Genomic DNA, 20,645 nt, shown 5'->3' with positions numbered 1-20,645 from the left:
TGATAAACTACTAATAAAAAGAGGAGGATCCCACTTGGTTATAGATATTCAAGAAAAGGTCCGTAAAACGAATCGAATCCTGAGAAAGCAATCGATTCGAACAATCCTAGAACAACTAGATGATTACGTGATGGGGTTAAGCAAACAAGATCGCCGTAAGAAATATGACAAAATGAAACAAAATGCCTACAACTTTTATCGCGGCAGTGCTTATTTATTTTATTATGACGTTACAAAGATCCCTTTTGCTTTCCATACAGAGCCATCAGCTCCTACTTGGATTATGGGGGATATGCATTTTGACAATTTCAGCAGTTTTCAAGACGAAGATGGACAATTAGTTTTCGATGTGGATGATTTTGATGAAGGTTATTTAGGTTCATACTTATATGATTTACTGCGAATGGTTGTTAGTATCCGCTTGTTGACAGAACAACAAGGGTTTTCTGATTCTGCCATTCGGGATGAGCTAGTTACAGCGTTCTTAAAAGCTTACTGCAAGCAAATTAAAAGATTTGCCAATAGGGAAGAAGATCCTAGAACGACTTCTTTCACTGTGGAGAATACAAAAGGACCGGTTAAGAAAGTGTTAAAAAAACTAGAGGAACGAAAAGCGACACATGAATTAGAGAAACAAACGATCTTAAACAATGAAGGAAAGCGGGTATTTAATCGTGCGAAAGAAAAATTAGAAGAAGTTACTCAGAAAGAATATAAAGACATTAGCGGAAATTGGTCTCAATATATTGCCTCCATTCCAAAAGAAATGGTCCGGGATGAGGCACATTATCAAATTAAAGATATCGTGAGGAAACTGGGGTCAGGTGTTGCTTCAACTGGATTGAAACGCTACTATGTACTGATCGAAGGAACCAATAATAATGAAACACTTGATGATATAATATTGGAAGTAAAAGAAGCGAGACCGGCAATTCCAGCATATTTCGTTGAATATAATCAATCATTCTGGGAGCAATATGCACATCAAGGAAAACGTGTCATTCATACACAAAAAGCGATGCATCACAAGGCAGATGAATATTTAGGATATTTAACAATAGGAAATCGGGAATTTTATGTCCGGGAACGATGTGCCTATGATAAAGATATTGACCCAAAACATTTAAATGGTGTAAAGCCAATCAAACAAGCAGTAAAAGTTATGGGAAAAATTGCAGCAAAGATTCACGCAAGGGCAGATCAGGATATAAATGAAGAGTTACTAAGCTATCACAGTGAGGATGCAATTAATGAAGTGATTGAGCGAGATCGTACACAGTTTATTCAGGAGCTTGTCTCATGGTCCCGTTTTTACAAACATCAGGTGGAACGAGATTACGAGTTATTTTTAGAATGGTTAGAAACGGACTTTTATAAAAAGAACTAAAGGAGAGAACACCATGTCACAAGAACATAAAGCGGAGGCGCCCTCCTCTGTTCGTTGTAAAGTTATAACAGTAAGTGACACTAGAATCGAGCAGACAGATAAAAGTGGTAAATTAATGATAGATTATTTAGAAAAGAATCATCATTCAGTGACGGCATATGAAATTGTCAAAGATCAAAAGGCGGATATAGAACGTGCTATCAAGCATGGGATTGATCAATCAGATGTTGATGCCATCCTTTTAAATGGGGGAACCGGTATTGCGAAACGGGATGTGACAATAGAAGTGGTTGAAGTCTTGCTTGATAAAAAAATGCCCGGATTTGGTGAGATATTTCGCATCTTAAGTTACCGGGACGATATTGGGTCAGCAGCAATCTTATCACGAGCAACGGCAGGAGTTATTCATAATAAAGCAATCTTTGCAACACCTGGCTCTTCAGGTGCAGTCAAATTAGCGATGGAGCGCCTTATCATTCCAGAGTTAGGGCATGTAATGAGGGAAATCAATAAAGACCTGTAATGGAACAAAAATAAATCACTCAACATGGAATTGAGTGATTTATTCTTCTCTTCGATATGTTCCACTTTTACCACCAGTTTTCTCAACCAGATAGGTTCTCCCTATAACCATCCCTTTATCTACTGCTTTACACATATCATAAACAGTTAACGCAGTAACTGATGCAGCGGTTAAAGCTTCCATCTCTACACCGGTACTTCCCTTAGTCTTCGCTTCCACAGTAATAATTAATTCATAATTATCGTTCATAACATTCCAGTCATAATGAATATTTACGCCACTTAGGGGCAGCGGGTGACACATAGGGATAATATTAGATGTTTGTTTAGCTGCCATAATTCCCGCAACCTGTGCAACTGATAACACATCACCTTTGCCAATTTTCCGGTCAATTATCTTTGTATAAACCTCATAACTAACAATAATACTTGATCTAGCAATGGCTGTTCTGCTTGTAATAGCTTTATTCGTAATATCAACCATTTTCGCTCGACCTTGTTCATTTATATGTGAAAAATCTGTCAATTTATTCACCAGCCTTTATCATTCATTATACTATAATCAAGTATTAAAGAAAAATACGTCTGGTAAGGTTTTGATCATAAGCAATTTATTGCTCAGATTATCTCACTATTGAAATGTGGTACACTAATTAAAAAAAGTAAACATTATACGTAAATGTGCCTAAATAAACGTCAAAAATTTGTCATTTTCTCACAATGCAAACGCTACCAAACCATGTTACAATCAAGTTATTACAAATATGAAATAAAGTTGAGGAGATTACTATGAGTGATCATTTATATAGATGGCGGAATAAAGAAATACGTAAGCAAGTAGCTGTAATTGATGAAAAAGAGTCACCAACAATAATCTTGAAAAATGCTTATTATTTAAATGTCTTCTTAAGAAAATGGCTGGAAGCACATATATGGATATACAATGATCGTATTGTTTATGTTGGTAGGAAACTTCCAGAAAATTTAGTTGGCGTTAGTGTGATCGATTGCAGTGGCCAATATATTGTCCCAGGCTACATCGAGCCACACGCACACCCGTTTCAATTGTATAACCCTTATGAATTAGCTATGTATGCCGGGCAGACAGGAACAACAACCATGATGAATGACAATTTACCATGGCTTTATTTAACAAAGAGGGAGAAAGCGTTTTCATTAATGGAGGACTTAATGAAGCTGCCTGTATCCATGTATTGGTGGGCAAGGTTTGATTCCCAATCTTCAATAAATGAAGAACAAGAAATCTTCAACGATGAAGAAGTGCATGCATGGCTTCAGCACGATGCTGTAGTACAAGGCGGAGAGCTTACAGCATGGCCGCAAGTCCTTAAAGATGATGATCGAATTCTTTATTGGATGCAAGAAGCGAAAAGGTTAAGGAAGCCTGTAGAGGGGCACTTTCCTGGAGCATCTGAGAAAACCCTTGTAAAGTTGAAATTGCTAGGTGCAAGTTCTGATCATGAATCATTATCAGGGGAGGAAGTATTTCACCGATTGTCAATGGGATATCGAGTTGGATTACGCAATTCATCAGTAAGACCGGATTTAAGTAAATTACTAAAGGAATTACAGGAACTGGGGGTAACATCATACGATCACTTGTCCATGACAACAGATGGGTCTACACCATCATTTTATAAAGGTGGCATTATAAACCAATGTGTTCAAATTGCAATTGACAGTGGAGTTCCTGAAATTGAAGCATATATGATGGCAACATATAATGCTGCAGAGCAGTTTCATTTGGAGGAACGATTAGGAGCGATCGCGCCTGGAAGGGTTGCCCATCTAAATATATTAGAATCAATTGATAATGCAACACCGGTTTCCGTTATTGCTAAAGGGAAATGGTTAAAACGAGATGGAAAGCTAGTTGATCATAATGTGAAAATTGAATGGGAAAAGTACGGCCTGGGAAAACTTGAGTTAAAATGGCAATTATCTGAACGTGACTTGCAATTCTCCATGCCACTAGGGCTGAAGATGGAGAATGATGTTATTATGAAACCATATCCCATCGCAATAGATGCAAACACAGAGAAAATATTCGGGTCTAGTGATGAATCATTTCTCATGCTTGGTGATCGTGAAGGAGAATGGCGGGTTAATACAATCATTAAAGGATTCACGAAGACATTAGGCGGTTTAGCCAGTTCCTATTCGTTAACCGGAGACATTGTCCTTATTGGAAAGAGTAAATCTGATTTGATGTTAGCTTTTACACGGATGAAAGAAATCGGCGGCGGTATTGTCCTTGTTCATGAAGGTAAGGTGATCTTTGAATTGCCTTTAAATATTGCTGGAATGATGTTTGATGGTAAAATGAACGTACTTATCGATAAAGATCTGGAGTTGAAGGATATACTTATCAAACATGGCTATAAATATAATGATCCGCCATACAGTTTATTATTCTTATCATCAATGCACCTGCCTTTTGTACGTATTACGCCACTTGGCATTATAGATGTTAAGAAAAAAGATATACTATTTCCTGCGATAATGCGTTAAAGTTTGTTATAATAAAGTAGGTATTTCGACATGTATGGTCACATACATGTCGAAATTATTTTTAGAGAGAAGGTGTAGTCGGATGAAGTGTAAAATCCTTATTGTTTTGATATTCTCAATATTTTTAATTGCCTGTTCAGATAAAGAAGAACCAACTGATCAAGCAAAGGAAGAACCCGTTAATTTGCCAGTCGAAGATGAGGGGCTTGGAGAAGAGGCAAAAGAAGAGCCAAAATCTGAGGAAATAGCACCATTAACAGGTATGGAAGCAAACGGAGAATTAACCAATCGCATTGTTGCGGTAATGGTGAATAATCATCCATATGCTAGACCGCAAACAAGCTTATCAAAAGCAGACATTGTCTTTGAAATTTTAGCAGAAGGTAATATTACCAGATTTATGGCATTATTTCATAGTGAAATTCCCGATAGAGTAGGACCAGTAAGAAGTGCTAGGCCTTATTATTTTAATCTTGCAGATGATTATGGTGCAATGTATGTATATCATGGAGCGATCTATTTTATTGAGGATATGATTAAAGCTGGTGCCGCTGATGGATTAAATGGAATGTATTATGACAATGATAACGTATTATTTGAACGTTCACCAGATAGAGTAGCACCACATAATTCTTATGCCATGTTTGATGGTATTTTTCAAAGGGCAAAGGAAAATGATTATAAGATTGAGCAGACTTATGAGCCAATGCTCTTCAGTGACGTTGAAGCAGATGGAAACATTGCGGAAGAAGTACGTTTTAGCTATGGTAACTATACGGTAAGCTATGTATACGATAAAGACATCGAACAGTATATCCGTTACAGTGATGGAGAACAAACGGTTGAATATGCGGACAGTTCACTGATTAAAATTAGTAATGTGTTAATTCTGGAGGCTGCTCATCAAGTAGTTGATGATGTTGGTCGACGCGAAATTGACTTAGAATCTGGAGGGAATGCTTTATTACTCCAAAATGGTAAAGTACAAAACGTGCAATGGGAGCGAATTGATGGTAGAATTATTCCAACAATAGATGGTGAACCTGTTCCTTTCGTTCCAGGAAAAACGTGGATGAATGTGATTCCAATGAACCCAGGTATTGAAGGTGTAGAATTCACTAATTAGAGCGGATTAAAAGGGGAGTGTGTCCCATGCAAATTGATAAACTGCGTGGCAAACAACTGGATCAATTATTTGATGCAATTTTAACATTGAAAGACAGGGAAGAATGCTATCGCTTTTTTGATGATATTGCTACAATGAATGAGATCCAATCATTAGCACAACGATTACAAGTTGCAAAAATGCTGGATGAAGGAAGTACATACACAGCCATAGCGAATGAATCCAGTGCTTCCACAACAACAATATCCCGTGTCAAGAGGTGTTTAACTTATGGGAATGATGGATACCGCATTGTGCTCGATCGATTAAAGGAAAATGACGATAAGGAATAAAGGAGAGGGAAAATGATTCGTTTTGGTGTAATTGGCACAAATTGGATAACAGATCGGTTTTTAGCAAGTGCTAGCGACATTGCTGGATTTGAACTTACAGCTGTCTATTCAAGAACGGATGAGAAGGCGGAGGAATTTGCCGCGAAGTATAATGTAGAGACAACTTTCACTGATTTGGAAGCATTCGCCCACAGTGACTTACTGGATGCTGTCTATATTGCAAGCCCTACAGCATTACATGCAGAGCATGCGATTACATGTATGAATGGTGGCAAGCATGTGATTGTCGAAAAACCTTTTGCTTCTAACGTAAAAGAAGTCACTGCAATGATTGAAACGGCCAAAGCTAACAATGTTACATTAATGGAAGCGATGAAAACAACGCATGTTCCTAACTTTGATCAGGTAAAGGCGAACATGTATAAAATTGGTCCAGTGCACCGTTATGTAGCAACCTTCTGTCAATATTCTTCCCGTTACGATAAGTATAAAGAAGGTGTTGTGTTAAATGCTTTTAAACCAGAGTTATCGAATGGGTCATTAATGGACATTGGTGTTTATTGTTTATATCCTATGGTTGCATTGTTTGGGGCACCGGAGAAAGTACAAGCAAGCGGATATATGCTTGAATCAGGGGTGGATGGACAAGGCTCTGTAATTGCTCATTATCCTGAACTTAGTGGAACAGCAATGTTTTCTAAGATAACTAATTCCGTGTTACCATCTGAAATACAGGGAGAAAAAGGATCGATCGTGATTGATAAATTTGCTGATATGGCAGATGTGAAAATTGTCTACAATGATGGAACAGAAGAAAATATCTCTGTGGAGCAAAAGGAAAACACGATGTACTATGAAGCACTATCTTTTATCGAGTCAGTGAAAAATGGGGAAATGGAAAATAACATAAATACATGGGAGTGTTCCATTGAAACGATGAGAGTGCTTGATCAGGCAAGAGAGCAGATAGGATTAGTTTTCCCAGCTGATAAAAAGTAATAAAAAAACAGTCTGCTGAGGCAGGCTGTTTTTTATTACTTACAAGACAATTTTCACAATAAGCTGCAATGTTACATATATTCAGATAGAAGAGGATTTCCTACCACTAACGACATATAACTGCATCCACTGAGGGAACCCTCTTTATTCCACGATAACTCCATCTAATACTTCTTCTAGTTTCATTCCTCGAGAAGCCTTTAATAGCAGAACCGTTTGTTCGTCTAATAGGGGGAGGATCTCTTTATTTATTTCCTTCTTATCAGCAAACCTTCTTACATCAATCTTTTTATTTTTCTTCTTTACACCGTCGGCAATCTGTTCCCCTAATTCACCATATGTAAACACATAGTTTACATCATGTTTTGCAATAAAATGGCCAATCTCCTGATGAAATTCTATTTCTTTTGTACCAAGTTCTAACATATCTCCAAGCACTAAAATCTTTTTAGAGAAGTTAACTAATTGATCAACTAATGTGATAGCAGCTCGCATGGAAGTCGGACTTGCATTATAGGCATCATTTATAATCAGTGAGCCGTTTAGCCCTTTATGTGTTTCCATTCTCATTGCAGTGATGCGTAAACTCTCTAATTGTTGCTGAATAACTTTATCCGGAACATTCATATAGTTGGCAATTGCAATGGCAAATAACGCATTTTTGACATTATGCAATCCTAAAACCGGCAACTGAATGGTAGTATCAGGTAATATATTTGCCCTGAAGGAAGTGCCGTTCTCGTTCACTAAGATAGACTCTGGATAAAGAGTTGACTTCGAATCCATGCCGATCGAGCTTTTCGTAAACGGATTATAAAGATTTTGTACTTTACCTAGTAATAATGGTTCATCCCCATCAAATAAAAACAGTCCATTGGGTTTCAGACCTTTGATAATCTCGAACTTAGCTGTAGCAATATTATCTCGGGAACCTAGCTCTTCCATATGAGCTTCGCCAATGTTTGTTATAACAGCAATATCAGGTTTGGCTATGTAAGATAATTTTTCGATTTGTCCAAGTGCACTCATACCCATTTCCAGGACCATAATCTCTGTTGATTCCTCTAACGAAAGCAGTGTTAAAGGCAAACCAAGCTGACTGTTATAGTTCCCTACCGTTTTTTGTACTTTGTATGTTCCTGACAGTACTTGTGCAATCATATCTTTTGTAGTAGTTTTCCCATTACTTCCTGTGATGCCGATAATAGTTACGCCGAGTTCTTCTCGATAGTTTCTTGCTAATTCCTGCATTGCTTGTAATGGATCATCTACAAATAATAATGGAATATTTTCAGGGGGATCCGGTACATCTTTCTTCCAAAAAGCTGCACCAGCACCTGCTTGATATGCCTTTTCAACAAATTGGTGCCCATCTGCATTTGTTCCAGGCAATGGAACGAACAATTGATTATCACTAATAGATCTAGTATCAATGGAAACTCCGGTAATTCGGTTATTTCCTGTTTTAGGATCGGAAAGAACAGCATTTGACATAATTGCAATTTGGTTTAGGGTACGTGTTATCATTTTCTCGCCTCCGATCAATCAAACGTATAGCGTATTTTCGTTTTTTCTTCATGTCTTTCGATAGCCAATTCTACTAATTTATTAATTAATGAAGGATAATCTAATCCACTATGTTCCCAGAGAAGTGGGAACATACTGACAGGAGTGAAACCTGGCATTGTATTCACTTCATTAATTAAGATTTCGTTATTCTCAGTTAAAAAGAAATCCATTCTGGCTAAACCTGAACAATCAAGTGCTTTATAGGCTTTAATCGCCATATCCTGAATAGCTTTGTAAGTATCATCACTTACATCTGCTGGAATAATAAGTGCTGTGTTGCCATCTTCATACTTGGATTGGTAATCATAAAATTCTGTTTTTGGCACAATTTCACCGACTACTGAACATTCCGGCACTTCATTTCCAATGACACCAATCTCTATTTCTCTTGCTGTAACACCTTCTTCCACAATGATTCTGCGATCATATTGCAGTGCTTCAATTATTGCTTCGACTAATTTCATGCGATCACTTGCTTTATTAATTCCTACACTTGAACCAAGATTTGCCGGTTTTATGAAACAAGGGTAATTCAGTGTCGTCTCAATATTATGAATGACTCTCTCTTGATTGTCTTCCCATTCTTTCCGGATGAAACCAACGTAGCGTACTTGCGCTAATCCTGCTTGTGCAAAAATTGCTTTCATCGCAATTTTGTCCATCCCTGCTGAGGATGCCAGCACACCATTGCCGACATAAGGTAAGTTCAATAGTTCCAATAACCCTTGTACTGTTCCATCCTCGCCATTCGGACCGTGAAGTAAAGGGAATACCACTTCATTACCTTTTTCTGTAAGGGAAAGTGGTGATACGGATTCATTCGCTTGCTTATATTCTAATAGTTTGGCATCATCTACTTTTCCTTCTAGTAAGGCACCTTTATGCCAAGTTCCCGATCCATCTATATAGATTGGCTGAACTTCATATTTTGACTGGTCAACTGCATTCATAACAGCTTTAGCAGTTTGCAATGATACTTTATGTTCGGCAGATTTGCCGCCAAATAGTAAATGAATTTTAGTTCTCATAAATGAAAAACCTCCAAAATTAATATCTATATATGTGTTGAATATTATTTTCTATCCTATGAAAAGACTAGATGTCCTATACTTCTTTACAACACAATAATAAGTATACATCTAAAATGTTTAAATTCACAATAATGCCTCAAAAATTAATTAGATTGTTTGATTTTCAGTAAACCTTCGTCATCATATTAAATGGAATTTTTAAAAAATGAGAAACAAAAGACGCTGCACATCATTTATGTTAGAATAAAAGCGAATATACGTTCCTGTATTTGTTATTATAAAAATGATTTGTTATCATTCTGTATTCACTCAGATTTTTGCTATAATGAAACAATGGATAGAGAATCGTCATTATTGGAGGATTAAGATTGTGTATAATATGGAAGAATGGAAACATGTATTTAAATTAGACCCTGCAAAAGATCTGCCGGATGATATCCTTGATCAGATTTGCGAATCGGGAACAGATGCAATTATTGTTGGCGGGACAGATAATGTAACATTGGATGGTGTATTACAATTACTAAGCTATATCAGGAGATATACCGTTCCTGTTATATTGGAAATCTCAAACATAGAATCAGTGACGCCAGGGTTCGATTATTATTTCGTACCAGTGGTTTTAAATAGTAATCATAAGAAATGGCTGATGGATATTCAACATGAAGCAATTGTTGAATATGGTGATGTAATTAACTGGGAGGAAATGTTTGCGGAAGGCTACTGTATTATGAATCCAGAATCCAAAGTGTACGAACTTGCTGACTGCAAACTGCCAACAGAGGATGAAGCAATTGCCTATGCTAGAATGGCTGAGCATTTATTCCGCTTACCATTTTTTTATGTAGAATATAGTGGGAAATTTGGTGATCCGAAAGTAGTCAAACAGATGAAGAATGAGCTGAAACAAACGAAACTAATATATGGCGGCGGCATCAGCAATAAACAACAAGCTGAAGAAATGAGCGAATATGCGGATATTATTGTTGTGGGAAATGCTATTTATGAAAACCCGAAAGAAGCACTAAAAACAGTGAAAGCAGTAAAGAAATAATAAGGTGGTGTTACATTGAGTCCGATGATGCATGACTTACTAAAAGGATTAAACAGTGAACAGCAAGAAGCTGTTAGACATACAGAAGGGCCACTGCTGATTATGGCAGGGGCAGGTAGTGGTAAAACGCGTGTTTTAACACACCGAATTGCTTATTTGCTAGATGAAAAGGAAGTATCGCCTAGAAGCATATTGGCTATCACTTTTACCAATAAAGCAGCACGAGAAATGAAGGATCGAATTTCGAATCTGGTTGGACCATCTGGTAATGATATGTGGGTATCAACCTTTCACTCGATGTGTGTCCGTATTTTAAGAAGAGATATCGACCGAATTGGTTATAGCCGTAATTTTACGATACTGGACAGTGGTGACCAATTAACAGTTATTAAAAATATTGTGAAGGAGAAGAACCTTGATCCGAAGAAATTTGAACCCCGTGCTTTCTTGGGCGCAATTAGCAGTGCAAAAAATGAGTTAACAACACCAGAGAAATTTGCCGAAACAGTAGGAGACTTTTATAGCAGACAAGTTTCAGAAGTTTATACAGAATACCAGAAACGTCTTCGTAAAAATCAGGCACTTGACTTTGATGATTTGATTATGCAGACAATTCATTTATTTCAACGTGTACCAGAAGTATTGGAATATTATCAAAGGCGTTTTCAATATATACATGTTGATGAGTATCAAGATACAAACCATGCACAATACTCTTTAGTTAAACAACTGGCATCAAGATTTCAAAACCTTTGTGTTGTTGGTGATTCCGATCAGTCAATCTATGCATGGCGTGGTGCAGATATTACTAATATTCTATCATTTGAAAAAGATTATCCAAATGCTCGTGTGGTTTTCCTTGAGCAAAACTATCGCTCAACGAAATCAATCTTAGACGCTGCGAATAAAGTGATTGGTAATAATTCGGGGAGAAAGCCGAAAAACTTGTGGACCGAAAACAAAGAAGGGAATAAAATTCATTATTATCAAGCAGATACAGAACGAGAAGAGGGTTTGTTTGTAGCTGATCGTATTTCGAAATTAGTGAGAGAGGACAAATACAAACATCGTGATATTGCGATATTATACCGTACGAATGCTCAATCACGTGCAATAGAAGAAACTTTTATGAAATCCAATATTCCTTATCAAATGGTTGGTGGGACAAAGTTCTATGATCGTAAAGAGATTAAAGACCTGCTCGCCTATTTACGTTTAATTGTTAACCCGGAAGATGATATTAGTTTTGCCCGAGTTGTCAATGAGCCGAAACGAGGAATAGGAAAGACTTCATTAGATAAATTAACAGCATATGCGGCAGCTAACGATATTTCTTTGTATACTGCAGTTCAGGAAGTTGATTTTGTAGGTGTCAGTGCAAAAGCAGCAAAGGCATTAATGGATTTCGGACAGATGATTCAAAATTGGGAGAAACAACAAGAGTTTTTAACTGCAACTGACATGGTGGAACAAGTGATTGAAAAGACAGGTTATGAAGAAATGCTTATTAATGAGCGCAGCATCGAAGCACAAACGCGACTGGAGAATATTGAAGAATTCAAAACTGTTACAAAGCATTTTGAAGAAACAACAGAGGATAAAACATTAGTTAATTTCTTAACAGATTTAGCATTAATTTCTGATATTGACCGAATGGATGAGGATCCGCAGGCTGACGATAAAGTAACAATGATGACATTACATGCTGCCAAAGGGCTTGAATTTCCTGTTGTATTCCTAATTGGTATGGAGGAGAACGTTTTTCCTCATAGTCGATCGATGATGGACGAGGAAGAGATGCAGGAGGAACGTCGTCTGGCATATGTTGGGATTACAAGAGCTGAAGAGCTCTTGCACGTTTCCCATGCAAAAATGCGGACATTATTTGGTCGAACGAATATGAACCCTGTTAGTCGTTTTATTAACGAAATTCCTCCAGAATTAATAGAAGGGAAAGAAGAAGTTGAACAGTCTCTCTTTAACCGGACAAAAGTAGATATTCATGAGCAGGATCTACCTTTTGGGCAGCCAAAACGCAAACCAAAACGTACAGTCGTACAACAGAAAACAACTGGCGGTGAGAAAGAAGTTTGGAATGTTGGCGACAAAGCAAATCATAATAAATGGGGACAAGGTACTGTTGTCAAAGTAAGTGGAGAGGGAGAAGCAATGGAATTAGATATTGCGTTTCCTGCACCTACTGGTATTAAGCGACTATTAGCGAAATTTGCTCCTATCACTAAAGCATAAGGAAGGAGGCTGGCATTGATGAATGAACAAGAAGCAAGACAGAAACTCGAAAGTTTACGGGAAATTTTAAATCGATATAACTATGAATATCATGTACTAGATAAACCTAGTGTACCTGATGCAGAATATGATCAAAAAATGCAAGAATTAAGACGGATAGAAGAAGCTTTTCCTGAGCTCATTACTGCTGATTCCCCTTCGCAAAGAGTCGGAGGTACGCCGTTGGATAATTTTGAGAAGGTCACTCATCGTGTACCAATGTTAAGTCTCGGCAATGCATTTAATGAGTCGGATTTGCGGGATTTTGATAGACGTGTACGGGAAAGTTTAGATATCGATGAAGTGGTATATGTCTGCGAACTGAAAATTGACGGATTAGCAATTTCTCTTCGTTATGAAGATGGTTATTTTGTTCAAGGCGCAACACGTGGTGATGGAACGACGGGTGAAGATATTACGAGCAACTTAAAAACAATTCGCAGTATCCCGTTGAAAATTAATGATACTAGCCCGATTGAAGTCCGTGGAGAAGCTTATATGCCGCAAAGTTCCTTTTTAGCATTAAATGAAGAGAGAGAGAAGAACGAAGAGGAGCCTTTTGCTAACCCGAGAAATGCAGCTGCAGGGTCATTGAGGCAGTTGGATCCTAAGATTGCTGCTAAAAGGAACTTGAGTATTTTCCTGTATGCTGTCGGAGAGTGGGAATCAGGTGAACTGACAACACATAGTGAAAGGTTAACCTATTTACAAACACTTGGTTTCAAAACAAATCCAGAGTGGAGAAAATGCCAAGGGATTGATGCAGTAATCGAATATGTAAATAAGTGGAGCGAGAATAGAGCTTCCTTGAGCTATGATATTGATGGTATTGTTGTTAAAGTCGATAATCTAGAAGCACAAGAACAACTAGGGTATACCGCCAAAAGTCCCCGTTGGGCGATTGCTTATAAATTCCCGGCAGAAGAAGCTGTGACGAAATTAGTCGATATTGAATTAAGTGTCGGAAGAACAGGGGTTGTCACACCAACGGCTATCTTAGAGCCAATCAAAGTAGCAGGAACAACTGTTCAAAGAGCATCACTGCATAATGAAGACTTAATTAAAGAAAAAGATATTCGTATATCAGACACTGTTGTCATTAAAAAAGCTGGTGATATTATCCCGGAAGTGGTTCGTGTTGTAGAAGATATGCGGGAAGAAACAGCAGTGCCTTTCGCTATGCCAACAAATTGCCCATCATGTGGAAGTGAACTTGTCCGTTTAGATGAGGAAGTTGCTTTAAGGTGTATTAATCCTAATTGTCCAGCACAGCTTAAGGAAGGGTTAATTCACTTTGTGTCAAGGCTTGCTATGAATATTGATGGTCTTGGCGAAAAGGTAATTGAGCAATTATTCCGAGAAGGTTTGATTAATACAATCGCTGACTTGTACCGATTGCGAAAAGAAGAACTGTTAAAATTAGAGCGCATGGGCGAAAAGTCTGTAAAAAATTTATTAGAGGCAATTGAAAGTTCCAAACAAAATTCGCTGGAACGGTTATTATTTGGACTCGGTATCCGATATGTTGGTTCCAAAGCAGCAAAAACATTAGCAGCGCATTTTGGAACAATGGATAAATTACAAACAGCAACTTTTGATCAACTTATTGCAATCGACGAAATTGGTGACAAAATGGCTGATTCCATTGTTCGTTACTTTAATGAAGATAAAGTAAAGCTGTTGCTGGATGAGTTACGGGAATTAGGCTTAAATTTCACCTATAATGGTCCAAGAGTGTCTGACATACCTGAGGATACTGTTTTTAACGGGAAAACGATCGTTCTAACAGGCAAACTATCTATTTACACAAGACAGGATGCAAAACAAAAAATCGAAGCACTTGGAGGGAAAGTGACAGGGAGTGTCAGCAAAAATACTGATCTTCTTATTGCAGGGGAAGATGCTGGGTCGAAGCTAGATAAAGCGAAAAAGCTAGAAGTAGAAGTGTGGGATGAGGAAAAATTGCAGACTGTGTTAGAGGGGGAAGAGTAAGATGAAGCAAGTACGTTACGGTCTGCTAGTATTGATCTTGTTGTTAACAGCTTGTGCACCGCAGTTTGGGCAATCACCAGAAGAGACGGTTATCGATGAGACACAGGATGAAGCCCAACAAGAAACTGCGATCATACCAAAGTATAACTTATCAGAAGAAAGTTATCGTGTCCTGATTGATTCGAATCTGAGTCAGGCAAGAGGTGTTATTACAAACCAAATTGCAAACCGAGTGGATATTGATGAGTTGGAGGAAGGATTACGTAGACATTCGACAGATGTTTATAATCCCGAGACTTACTATTTCCAGGAAGGACAGTATTTGACGAAGGACATTCTATATAGCTGGCTTGAGCGATATGACGAAGATTCTGACCCTCTTGGATTAAATCCTGAAATAAATGAATCAGGCGATCCCGTGGAAAATGAAAAAGAAAACCCTAAATATTTATCTCACATTCTAGAACAAAATTACCTGACTAAGTCAGATGGTGAGGTCATGGAACTTTCAGGGATTTCAATAGGAATTGCGATGAAATCAGTTTATCGTTTTCAAACAGAGATCGGTGGCCCTTATTATTATGAGGAGATTCCAGAGGATGAAATGATGAAAGAAGCGAATGAGTTAGCTGGAGAGATTGTCCAGAGGATACGTGAAACAGAAGGGTTGGAAGATGTTCCCATCATGTTAGCCGTATATCGAGAAGCATCACAAAGTTCACTGGTCCCAGGGAGCTTTGTCGCTAAAACTAATATAGCGGGAGATAGTTCTTCAGTAGGTGATTGGCAAAAGATTGATGAAGAATATGTGTTATTCACATCTTCAAAAGGTGAGAATAATTATCCGGAAACATGGGCAACAATCGTCGACTTTGAAGCAGATATTTCATCCTATTTCCCGAATTATGTTAGTGTAATAGGAAAAGGCTTCTTTCGTGAAGGACAATTATATAACTTAGAGATTGATATTCCTGTTGCATTTTACGGCAAAGCAGAGTTAATTGGGTTTACCCAGTATGTATATGGGCTTGTTGTAGCTGCTTTTCCTAATAACTATAAATTGGAAATTAATATTACTTCAGGTGATAAAGTGGAAGCTTTAATTGTCAGGGATGCTGGAGAGGAAGAAGGATTTGTCCATATTTATCATTAAGATACAAAATCTATTTCAAAAAAACGATAAATAATGATAAAATAAACGTTATGGATTTTACTTACCGCATATAGTGAAAATTTTTGGAGGTGACAAGGAATGGCAGATATCTCAAAAGAACAAGTAAAACATGTAGCGAATTTAGCACGTCTCGCACTAACAGATGAAGAAGTAGAAAAAATGGCAAAACAACTTGGTGACATCATCAATTATGCAGAACTTTTAAATGAATTAGATACAGAGAATGTTAAACCAACAACACACGTATTAGATCTAAAAAATGTGATGCGTAGAGATGAACCAAGAGAATGGATTACCAAAGAAGATGCATTGAAAAATGCACCAGATCAAAAAGACGGACAATTCCGAGTGCCGTCAATTCTTGAATAAGGAGGAATGACCGTGTCACTTTTCGATTATACATTGAAAGAATTACAAGAAAAGCTACATAATAAAGAAATAACTGTTAGTGATCTTGTCGAAGCCTCTTATGCCCGCATTAACGAGGTAGATAATGAAGTACAAGCATTTCTAACATTAAATGAAGAAGAAGCTAAAAAACAAGCAAAAGAACTCGATGAACAACTAGGTTCAGATACATCCATTTTATATGGTGCTCCAATTGGAATTAAAGATAATATCGTAACAAAGGGTTTGCGTACAACTTGTGCAAGTCAAATCCTTGATAATTTAAATGATCCTTTATATGATGCGACAGTTATTGAGAAGTTAAAAGCGGAAAAAACAATAACAATTGGGAAATTGAACATGGATGAGTTCGCAATGGGTTCAACTAATGAGAACTCTGGATACAAAGAGACACGCAACCCGTGGAATACAGAGTATGTACCTGGTGGTTCGAGTGGTGGTTCTGCAGCTGCTGTTGCTGCAGGAGAAGTATTCTTCTCATTAGGTTCTGATACAGGCGGGTCAATCCGTCAGCCTGCATCTTTCTGTGGAGTGGTTGGATTAAAACCAACATATGGCCTTGTCTCTCGTTTTGGTTTAGTAGCATTTGCATCATCACTTGATCAAATTGGTCCAGTTACAAGAACAGTAGAAGATAATGCTCACTTACTGCAAGCTATTGTCGGACATGACAAAATGGATTCTACTTCTGCGAATGTAGAAATCCCTAACTATAGTGACGCATTTAATCAGGATGTGAAAGGTTTACGTATTGCAGTACCGAAGGAATACTTAGCTGAAGGGGTAGACCCGGAAGTAAAAGAAGCTGTTCTTCGAGCATTGAAGAAATATGAAGAATTAGGTGCAACATGGGAAGAAGTTTCCCTGCCACACTCTAAATATGCTGTTGCAGCATATTACTTACTTTCCTCATCTGAAGCAAGTGCCAACTTAGCAAGATTTGATGGGGTACGTTATGGTGTGCGTACAGAAAAACGTGTGGACATGCTAGACATGTTCAAACATTCTCGTGCAGAAGGTTTTGGAGATGAAGTAAAACGTCGTATCATGCTTGGTACTTTTGCATTAAGCTCCGGATACTACGACGCCTACTACAAGAAAGCTCAAAAAGTCCGTACATTAATTAAAAATGACTTTGAAAAAATCTTTGAAGATTATGATGTCGTTGTTGGTCCAACATCACCAACTACTGCATACAAACTAGGTGAAAAAATTGATGATCCATTAACAATGTATGTTGATGATATTTTAACAATTCCGGTAAACCTTGCAGGTGTGCCTGGTATATCTGTCCCATGCGGATTCTCTAGTGAAGGTCTTCCAATTGGTTTGCAAATTATCGGGAAACACTTTGATGAGTCTACTGTATACCGCACTGCATATGCATTTGAGCAAGCAACAGACTATCATAAAAAACGTCCTAATCTAGGGGGTGACATGTAATGTCAAACTTCGAAACAGTTATCGGTCTTGAGGTGCACGTGGAGTTAAAGACAAATTCAAAAATCTTCAGTCCTGCACCAAACGCTTTCGGTTCTGAACCAAACTCTAATGTAAACCCAATTGATTTAGGCTATCCAGGTGTCTTACCTGTTCTTAACGAGGAAGCAGTTAATTTTGCAATGAAAGCAGCAATGGCAATCAATTGTGAGATCGCAACAAATACGAAATTCGATCGTAAAAACTACTTCTATCCAGATAATCCAAAAGCATATCAAATTTCTCAATTCGATCAGCCGATAGGAGAGAATGGTTATATTGATATTGAAGTAAACGGTGAGACAAAGCGTATTGGTATCACTCGCCTTCATTTAGAAGAAGATGCAGGTAAGCTGACTCACAATGATGATGGATATTCCTTAGTGGATTACAATCGCCAGGGCACACCGCTTGTGGAAATTGTATCAGAGCCGGATATCCGTACACCGGAAGAAGCATATGCTTATCTTGAGAAATTGAAGAATATTATTCAATATACAGGTGTTTCTGATTGTAAGATGGAAGAAGGATCACTACGTTGTGATGCAAACATTTCCATTCGTCCGATTGGTCAAGAAGAATTCGGTACAAAAACAGAATTGAAAAACCTGAATTCCTTCTCTTTTGTGCAAAAAGGTTTAGAGTTTGAGGAGAAACGTCAACGTGAAGTTTTATTAAATGGTGGAGAAATCCTGCAGGAAACACGTCGTTATGATGAGAAAACGAAAGAAACTATCTTAATGCGTGTTAAAGAAGGTTCAGATGATTATCGTTACTTCCCTGAACCAGACTTAGTACCATTGTACATTGATGATGCATGGAAAGAAAGAATTCGTGCAGAGATTCCGGAATTGCCAGACGCCCGTCTTGCACGCTATGTAAAAGATTTAGATCTTCCAGCATATGATGCAGGCGTATTAACTAGCACGAAAGAAATGTCAGATTTCTTTGAAGCAACAATTGCGGCTGGAGCTGATGCGAAACAAGCTTCTAACTGGTTAATGGGTGAAGTTTCTGCCTATATGAATAAACAACAAGTTGAAATCAATGACTTGAAGATGACACCAGACGGTTTAGCAAAAATGATCAAATTAATTGCTGACGGAACTATATCATCAAAAATGGCGAAGAAAGTATTCGCAGAGCTTGTTGAAAATGGTGGAGACCCAGAAAAAATTGTAAAAGAAAAAGGATTAGTCCAGATCTCCGATGAAGGTCAACTTCGTGAAATCATTAGCGGTATCCTTGATGCCAATGAACAATCTATTATTGACTATAAGAACGGTAAGGATAAAGCACTTGGTTTCTTAGTTGGTCAAACAATGAAAGCAACCAAAGGACAAGCTAACCCACCAATGGTTAACAAAATTATATTAGAAGAAATTGAAAAACGATAAATTGAATGGGGGCTACGCAGTAACTGCGTAGCCACTTTCTATTTGTGTGGCAACATTTATGAATAAAAAAGTTTTTATTTGCAAAAATCTCCAAAACGATTATGATGTAAGATAGAATGATAAACAAGAGGAGAATGACAATGAGAAGAGCTCGAATTATTTATAACCCAACTTCAGGACGTGAAGGCTTTAAAAAAGAATTGGCTGATGTTTTGAGGCGTTTTGAAGAGGCTGGTTATGAAACTTCTGCTCATGCTACCACTTGTGAGGGTGATGCAACTAAAGCAGCGAAAATAGCTGTTGAGAGAAAATTCGATATCGTTGTTGCAGCAGGTGGTGATGGAACGATAAATGAAGTGATTCATGGTATTGCGGAACAGAAATATCGTCCAAAACTAGGTATTATCCCTGGTGGTACAACAAATGATTTTGCCAGAGCTTTAGGTATTCCCCGTGAGATTAATAAGGCAGTTAATATCATTTTGGAGCATAATGTTCGTTCATTAGATATAGGCAAAGTTAATGATCATTATTTTATGAATATAGCTGGTGGTGGGAAATTAACAGAGCTTACTTATGAGGTTCCTAGTAAATTAAAAACAATGATTGGTCAACTTGCCTATTACTTAAAAGGGATCGAAATGCTGCCATCCTTAAAACCGACAAAAGTAATGATTGAATATGATGGGAAACTTTTTGAGGAAGAAATTATGCTATTTCTCGTCTCAAATACAAATTCTGTTGGTGGTTTTGAGAAAATTGCACCAGAAGCGAAAATGAACGATGGCTTATTTGACTTGGTTATCTTAAAGAAAACAAACCTTGCGGAATTCATTCGGATTGCTTCATTAGCGACTAGAGGAGCCCATTTGGAGGATAAAAATGTTTTCTATACGAAAGCAAATCGCATTAAGGTTCATACAGAAGATAAGATGCAATTAAATCTTGATGGAGAATATGGTGGCTTGTTGCCAGCTGAATTTGTTAATTTGTATAAACATATAGAGTTTTTTGTTTCTAAGGAATTTTGTGAACGACAGGATGAATTAGAATAACTTACTAAATATTATTTCCCCAGCATATTCGGAGTTGGGGATTTTTGTTGTTCCTGGAATCCTGGAAAATCTCTTCCTTTCTATGTTTATACCTTTAAATCTGTCATCGTCAAACTCTTGAGAGGAAATATAAAGATATGGTTATAAATCGAAAGCGGTTTTTCCTAAAGGCAGTTACTTTAAACTCCAGGCGGGTGTAAGGATATTACGGTTTTTTGATGCAGTTAAAAGCAGAAATAATTCATTATTTCCCAGGAAATGATTTATTTAGACATGTAATTTCCCAATTATCATACACT

The 20,645-nt window shown here is 37.6% G+C and carries 17 protein-coding genes; 14 read left to right on the top strand and 3 right to left on the bottom strand.

All coding sequences use genetic code 11. The features are described from left to right. Window positions 1-34 precede the first annotated feature (34 nt). Both ACFOY7_RS01055 and ACFOY7_RS01050 read left to right on the top strand, forming a co-directional pair. Window positions 35-1,387, top strand: coding sequence for a DUF2252 domain-containing protein (locus tag ACFOY7_RS01055; RefSeq protein WP_390248503.1), 1,353 nt, complete (start codon window positions 35-37; stop codon window positions 1,385-1,387). A gap of 13 nt (window positions 1,388-1,400) precedes the next feature. Further along, the gene (locus ACFOY7_RS01050) at window positions 1,401-1,910 is read left to right on the top strand and encodes a MogA/MoaB family molybdenum cofactor biosynthesis protein (RefSeq protein WP_390248501.1); all 510 of its coding nucleotides are present in this window, start codon (window positions 1,401-1,403) and stop codon (window positions 1,908-1,910) included. A 39-nt stretch (window positions 1,911-1,949) separates the two neighbouring features. Here the strand turns inward: ACFOY7_RS01050 and moaC are convergent, their stop codons facing one another. Next, complete coding sequence (moaC, locus tag ACFOY7_RS01045) at window positions 1,950-2,435, bottom strand: cyclic pyranopterin monophosphate synthase MoaC (protein ID WP_390248499.1); 486 nt, start codon at window positions 2,433-2,435, stop codon at window positions 1,950-1,952. Between the two features lie 263 nt (window positions 2,436-2,698). Here moaC and ACFOY7_RS01040 point away from each other — a divergent pair, with 263 nt between their 5' ends. The 4 genes from ACFOY7_RS01040 to ACFOY7_RS01025 all read left to right on the top strand — a co-directional run bounded on the left by ACFOY7_RS01040 (window position 2,699) and on the right by ACFOY7_RS01025 (window position 6,898). Continuing rightward, on the top strand, window positions 2,699-4,441 hold the full coding sequence (locus tag ACFOY7_RS01040) for an adenine deaminase C-terminal domain-containing protein (RefSeq protein WP_390248497.1): 1,743 nt from the start codon (window positions 2,699-2,701) through the stop codon (window positions 4,439-4,441). A gap of 82 nt (window positions 4,442-4,523) precedes the next feature. Beyond that, a complete protein-coding gene (locus tag ACFOY7_RS01035; RefSeq protein WP_390248495.1) occupies window positions 4,524-5,567 on the top strand; it encodes a DUF3048 domain-containing protein in 1,044 nt (347 codons plus the stop codon). A gap of 26 nt (window positions 5,568-5,593) precedes the next feature. Next, the gene (locus tag ACFOY7_RS01030; protein ID WP_390248493.1) at window positions 5,594-5,899 is read left to right on the top strand and encodes a YerC/YecD family TrpR-related protein; all 306 of its coding nucleotides are present in this window, start codon (window positions 5,594-5,596) and stop codon (window positions 5,897-5,899) included. A 12-nt stretch (window positions 5,900-5,911) separates the two neighbouring features. Next, window positions 5,912-6,898 carry a Gfo/Idh/MocA family protein gene (locus tag ACFOY7_RS01025; protein WP_390248491.1) on the top strand — a complete coding sequence of 329 codons (987 nt, stop codon included), beginning with the start codon at window positions 5,912-5,914 and terminating at the stop codon, window positions 6,896-6,898. A gap of 144 nt (window positions 6,899-7,042) precedes the next feature. Here the strand turns inward: ACFOY7_RS01025 and ACFOY7_RS01020 are convergent, their stop codons facing one another. Next, entirely contained in the window at window positions 7,043-8,425 is a 1,383-nt protein-coding gene (locus ACFOY7_RS01020) for a UDP-N-acetylmuramoyl-tripeptide--D-alanyl-D-alanine ligase (RefSeq protein WP_390248489.1), read from the bottom strand. 14 nt (window positions 8,426-8,439) lie between these two features. Continuing rightward, window positions 8,440-9,495, bottom strand: coding sequence for a D-alanine--D-alanine ligase (locus tag ACFOY7_RS01015; RefSeq protein ID WP_390248487.1), 1,056 nt, complete (start codon window positions 9,493-9,495; stop codon window positions 8,440-8,442). A 373-nt stretch (window positions 9,496-9,868) separates the two neighbouring features. Here ACFOY7_RS01015 and pcrB point away from each other — a divergent pair, with 373 nt between their 5' ends. From pcrB to ACFOY7_RS00975, 8 genes are all read left to right on the top strand, one after another. Next, window positions 9,869-10,552: a heptaprenylglyceryl phosphate synthase gene (gene pcrB, locus ACFOY7_RS01010; protein WP_390248485.1), complete on the top strand. Its 684-nt coding sequence runs from the start codon at window positions 9,869-9,871 to the stop codon at window positions 10,550-10,552. Window positions 10,553-10,576: 24 nt separating this feature from the next. Then, window positions 10,577-12,802 carry a DNA helicase PcrA gene (gene pcrA / locus ACFOY7_RS01005; RefSeq protein ID WP_390248720.1) on the top strand — a complete coding sequence of 742 codons (2,226 nt, stop codon included), beginning with the start codon at window positions 10,577-10,579 and terminating at the stop codon, window positions 12,800-12,802. 18 nt (window positions 12,803-12,820) lie between these two features. Continuing rightward, a complete protein-coding gene (gene ligA, locus ACFOY7_RS01000; RefSeq protein ID WP_390248483.1) occupies window positions 12,821-14,833 on the top strand; it encodes an NAD-dependent DNA ligase LigA in 2,013 nt (670 codons plus the stop codon). 1 nt (window position 14,834) lies between these two features. Further along, the gene (locus ACFOY7_RS00995; RefSeq protein WP_390248481.1) at window positions 14,835-15,986 is read left to right on the top strand and encodes a CamS family sex pheromone protein; all 1,152 of its coding nucleotides are present in this window, start codon (window positions 14,835-14,837) and stop codon (window positions 15,984-15,986) included. Window positions 15,987-16,085: 99 nt separating this feature from the next. Continuing rightward, window positions 16,086-16,376, top strand: a complete 291-nt coding sequence (gatC, locus tag ACFOY7_RS00990; protein WP_390248479.1) for an Asp-tRNA(Asn)/Glu-tRNA(Gln) amidotransferase subunit GatC — start codon at window positions 16,086-16,088, stop codon at window positions 16,374-16,376. Window positions 16,377-16,388: 12 nt separating this feature from the next. Beyond that, a complete protein-coding gene (gatA, locus tag ACFOY7_RS00985) occupies window positions 16,389-17,858 on the top strand; it encodes an Asp-tRNA(Asn)/Glu-tRNA(Gln) amidotransferase subunit GatA (protein WP_390248477.1) in 1,470 nt (489 codons plus the stop codon). Further along, window positions 17,858-19,291 (top strand): Asp-tRNA(Asn)/Glu-tRNA(Gln) amidotransferase subunit GatB, encoded by a 1,434-nt coding sequence (gene gatB, locus ACFOY7_RS00980; protein WP_390248475.1) that lies wholly within the window; start codon window positions 17,858-17,860, stop codon window positions 19,289-19,291. Before gatA ends, gatB begins: the two co-directional genes overlap by 1 nt. A gap of 140 nt (window positions 19,292-19,431) precedes the next feature. Next, on the top strand, window positions 19,432-20,346 hold the full coding sequence (locus ACFOY7_RS00975) for a diacylglycerol kinase (RefSeq protein WP_390248473.1): 915 nt from the start codon (window positions 19,432-19,434) through the stop codon (window positions 20,344-20,346). The last annotated feature ends 299 nt before the right edge of the window (window positions 20,347-20,645 follow it).

The sequence above is a fragment of the Gracilibacillus xinjiangensis genome, assembly GCF_042651765.1.
In the GTDB taxonomy this organism is placed as follows: domain Bacteria; phylum Bacillota; class Bacilli; order Bacillales; family Amphibacillaceae; genus Gracilibacillus; species Gracilibacillus xinjiangensis.
Note: the sequence above shows the minus strand (reverse complement) of the source record. Positions and strands in the feature narration are given on the sequence as shown.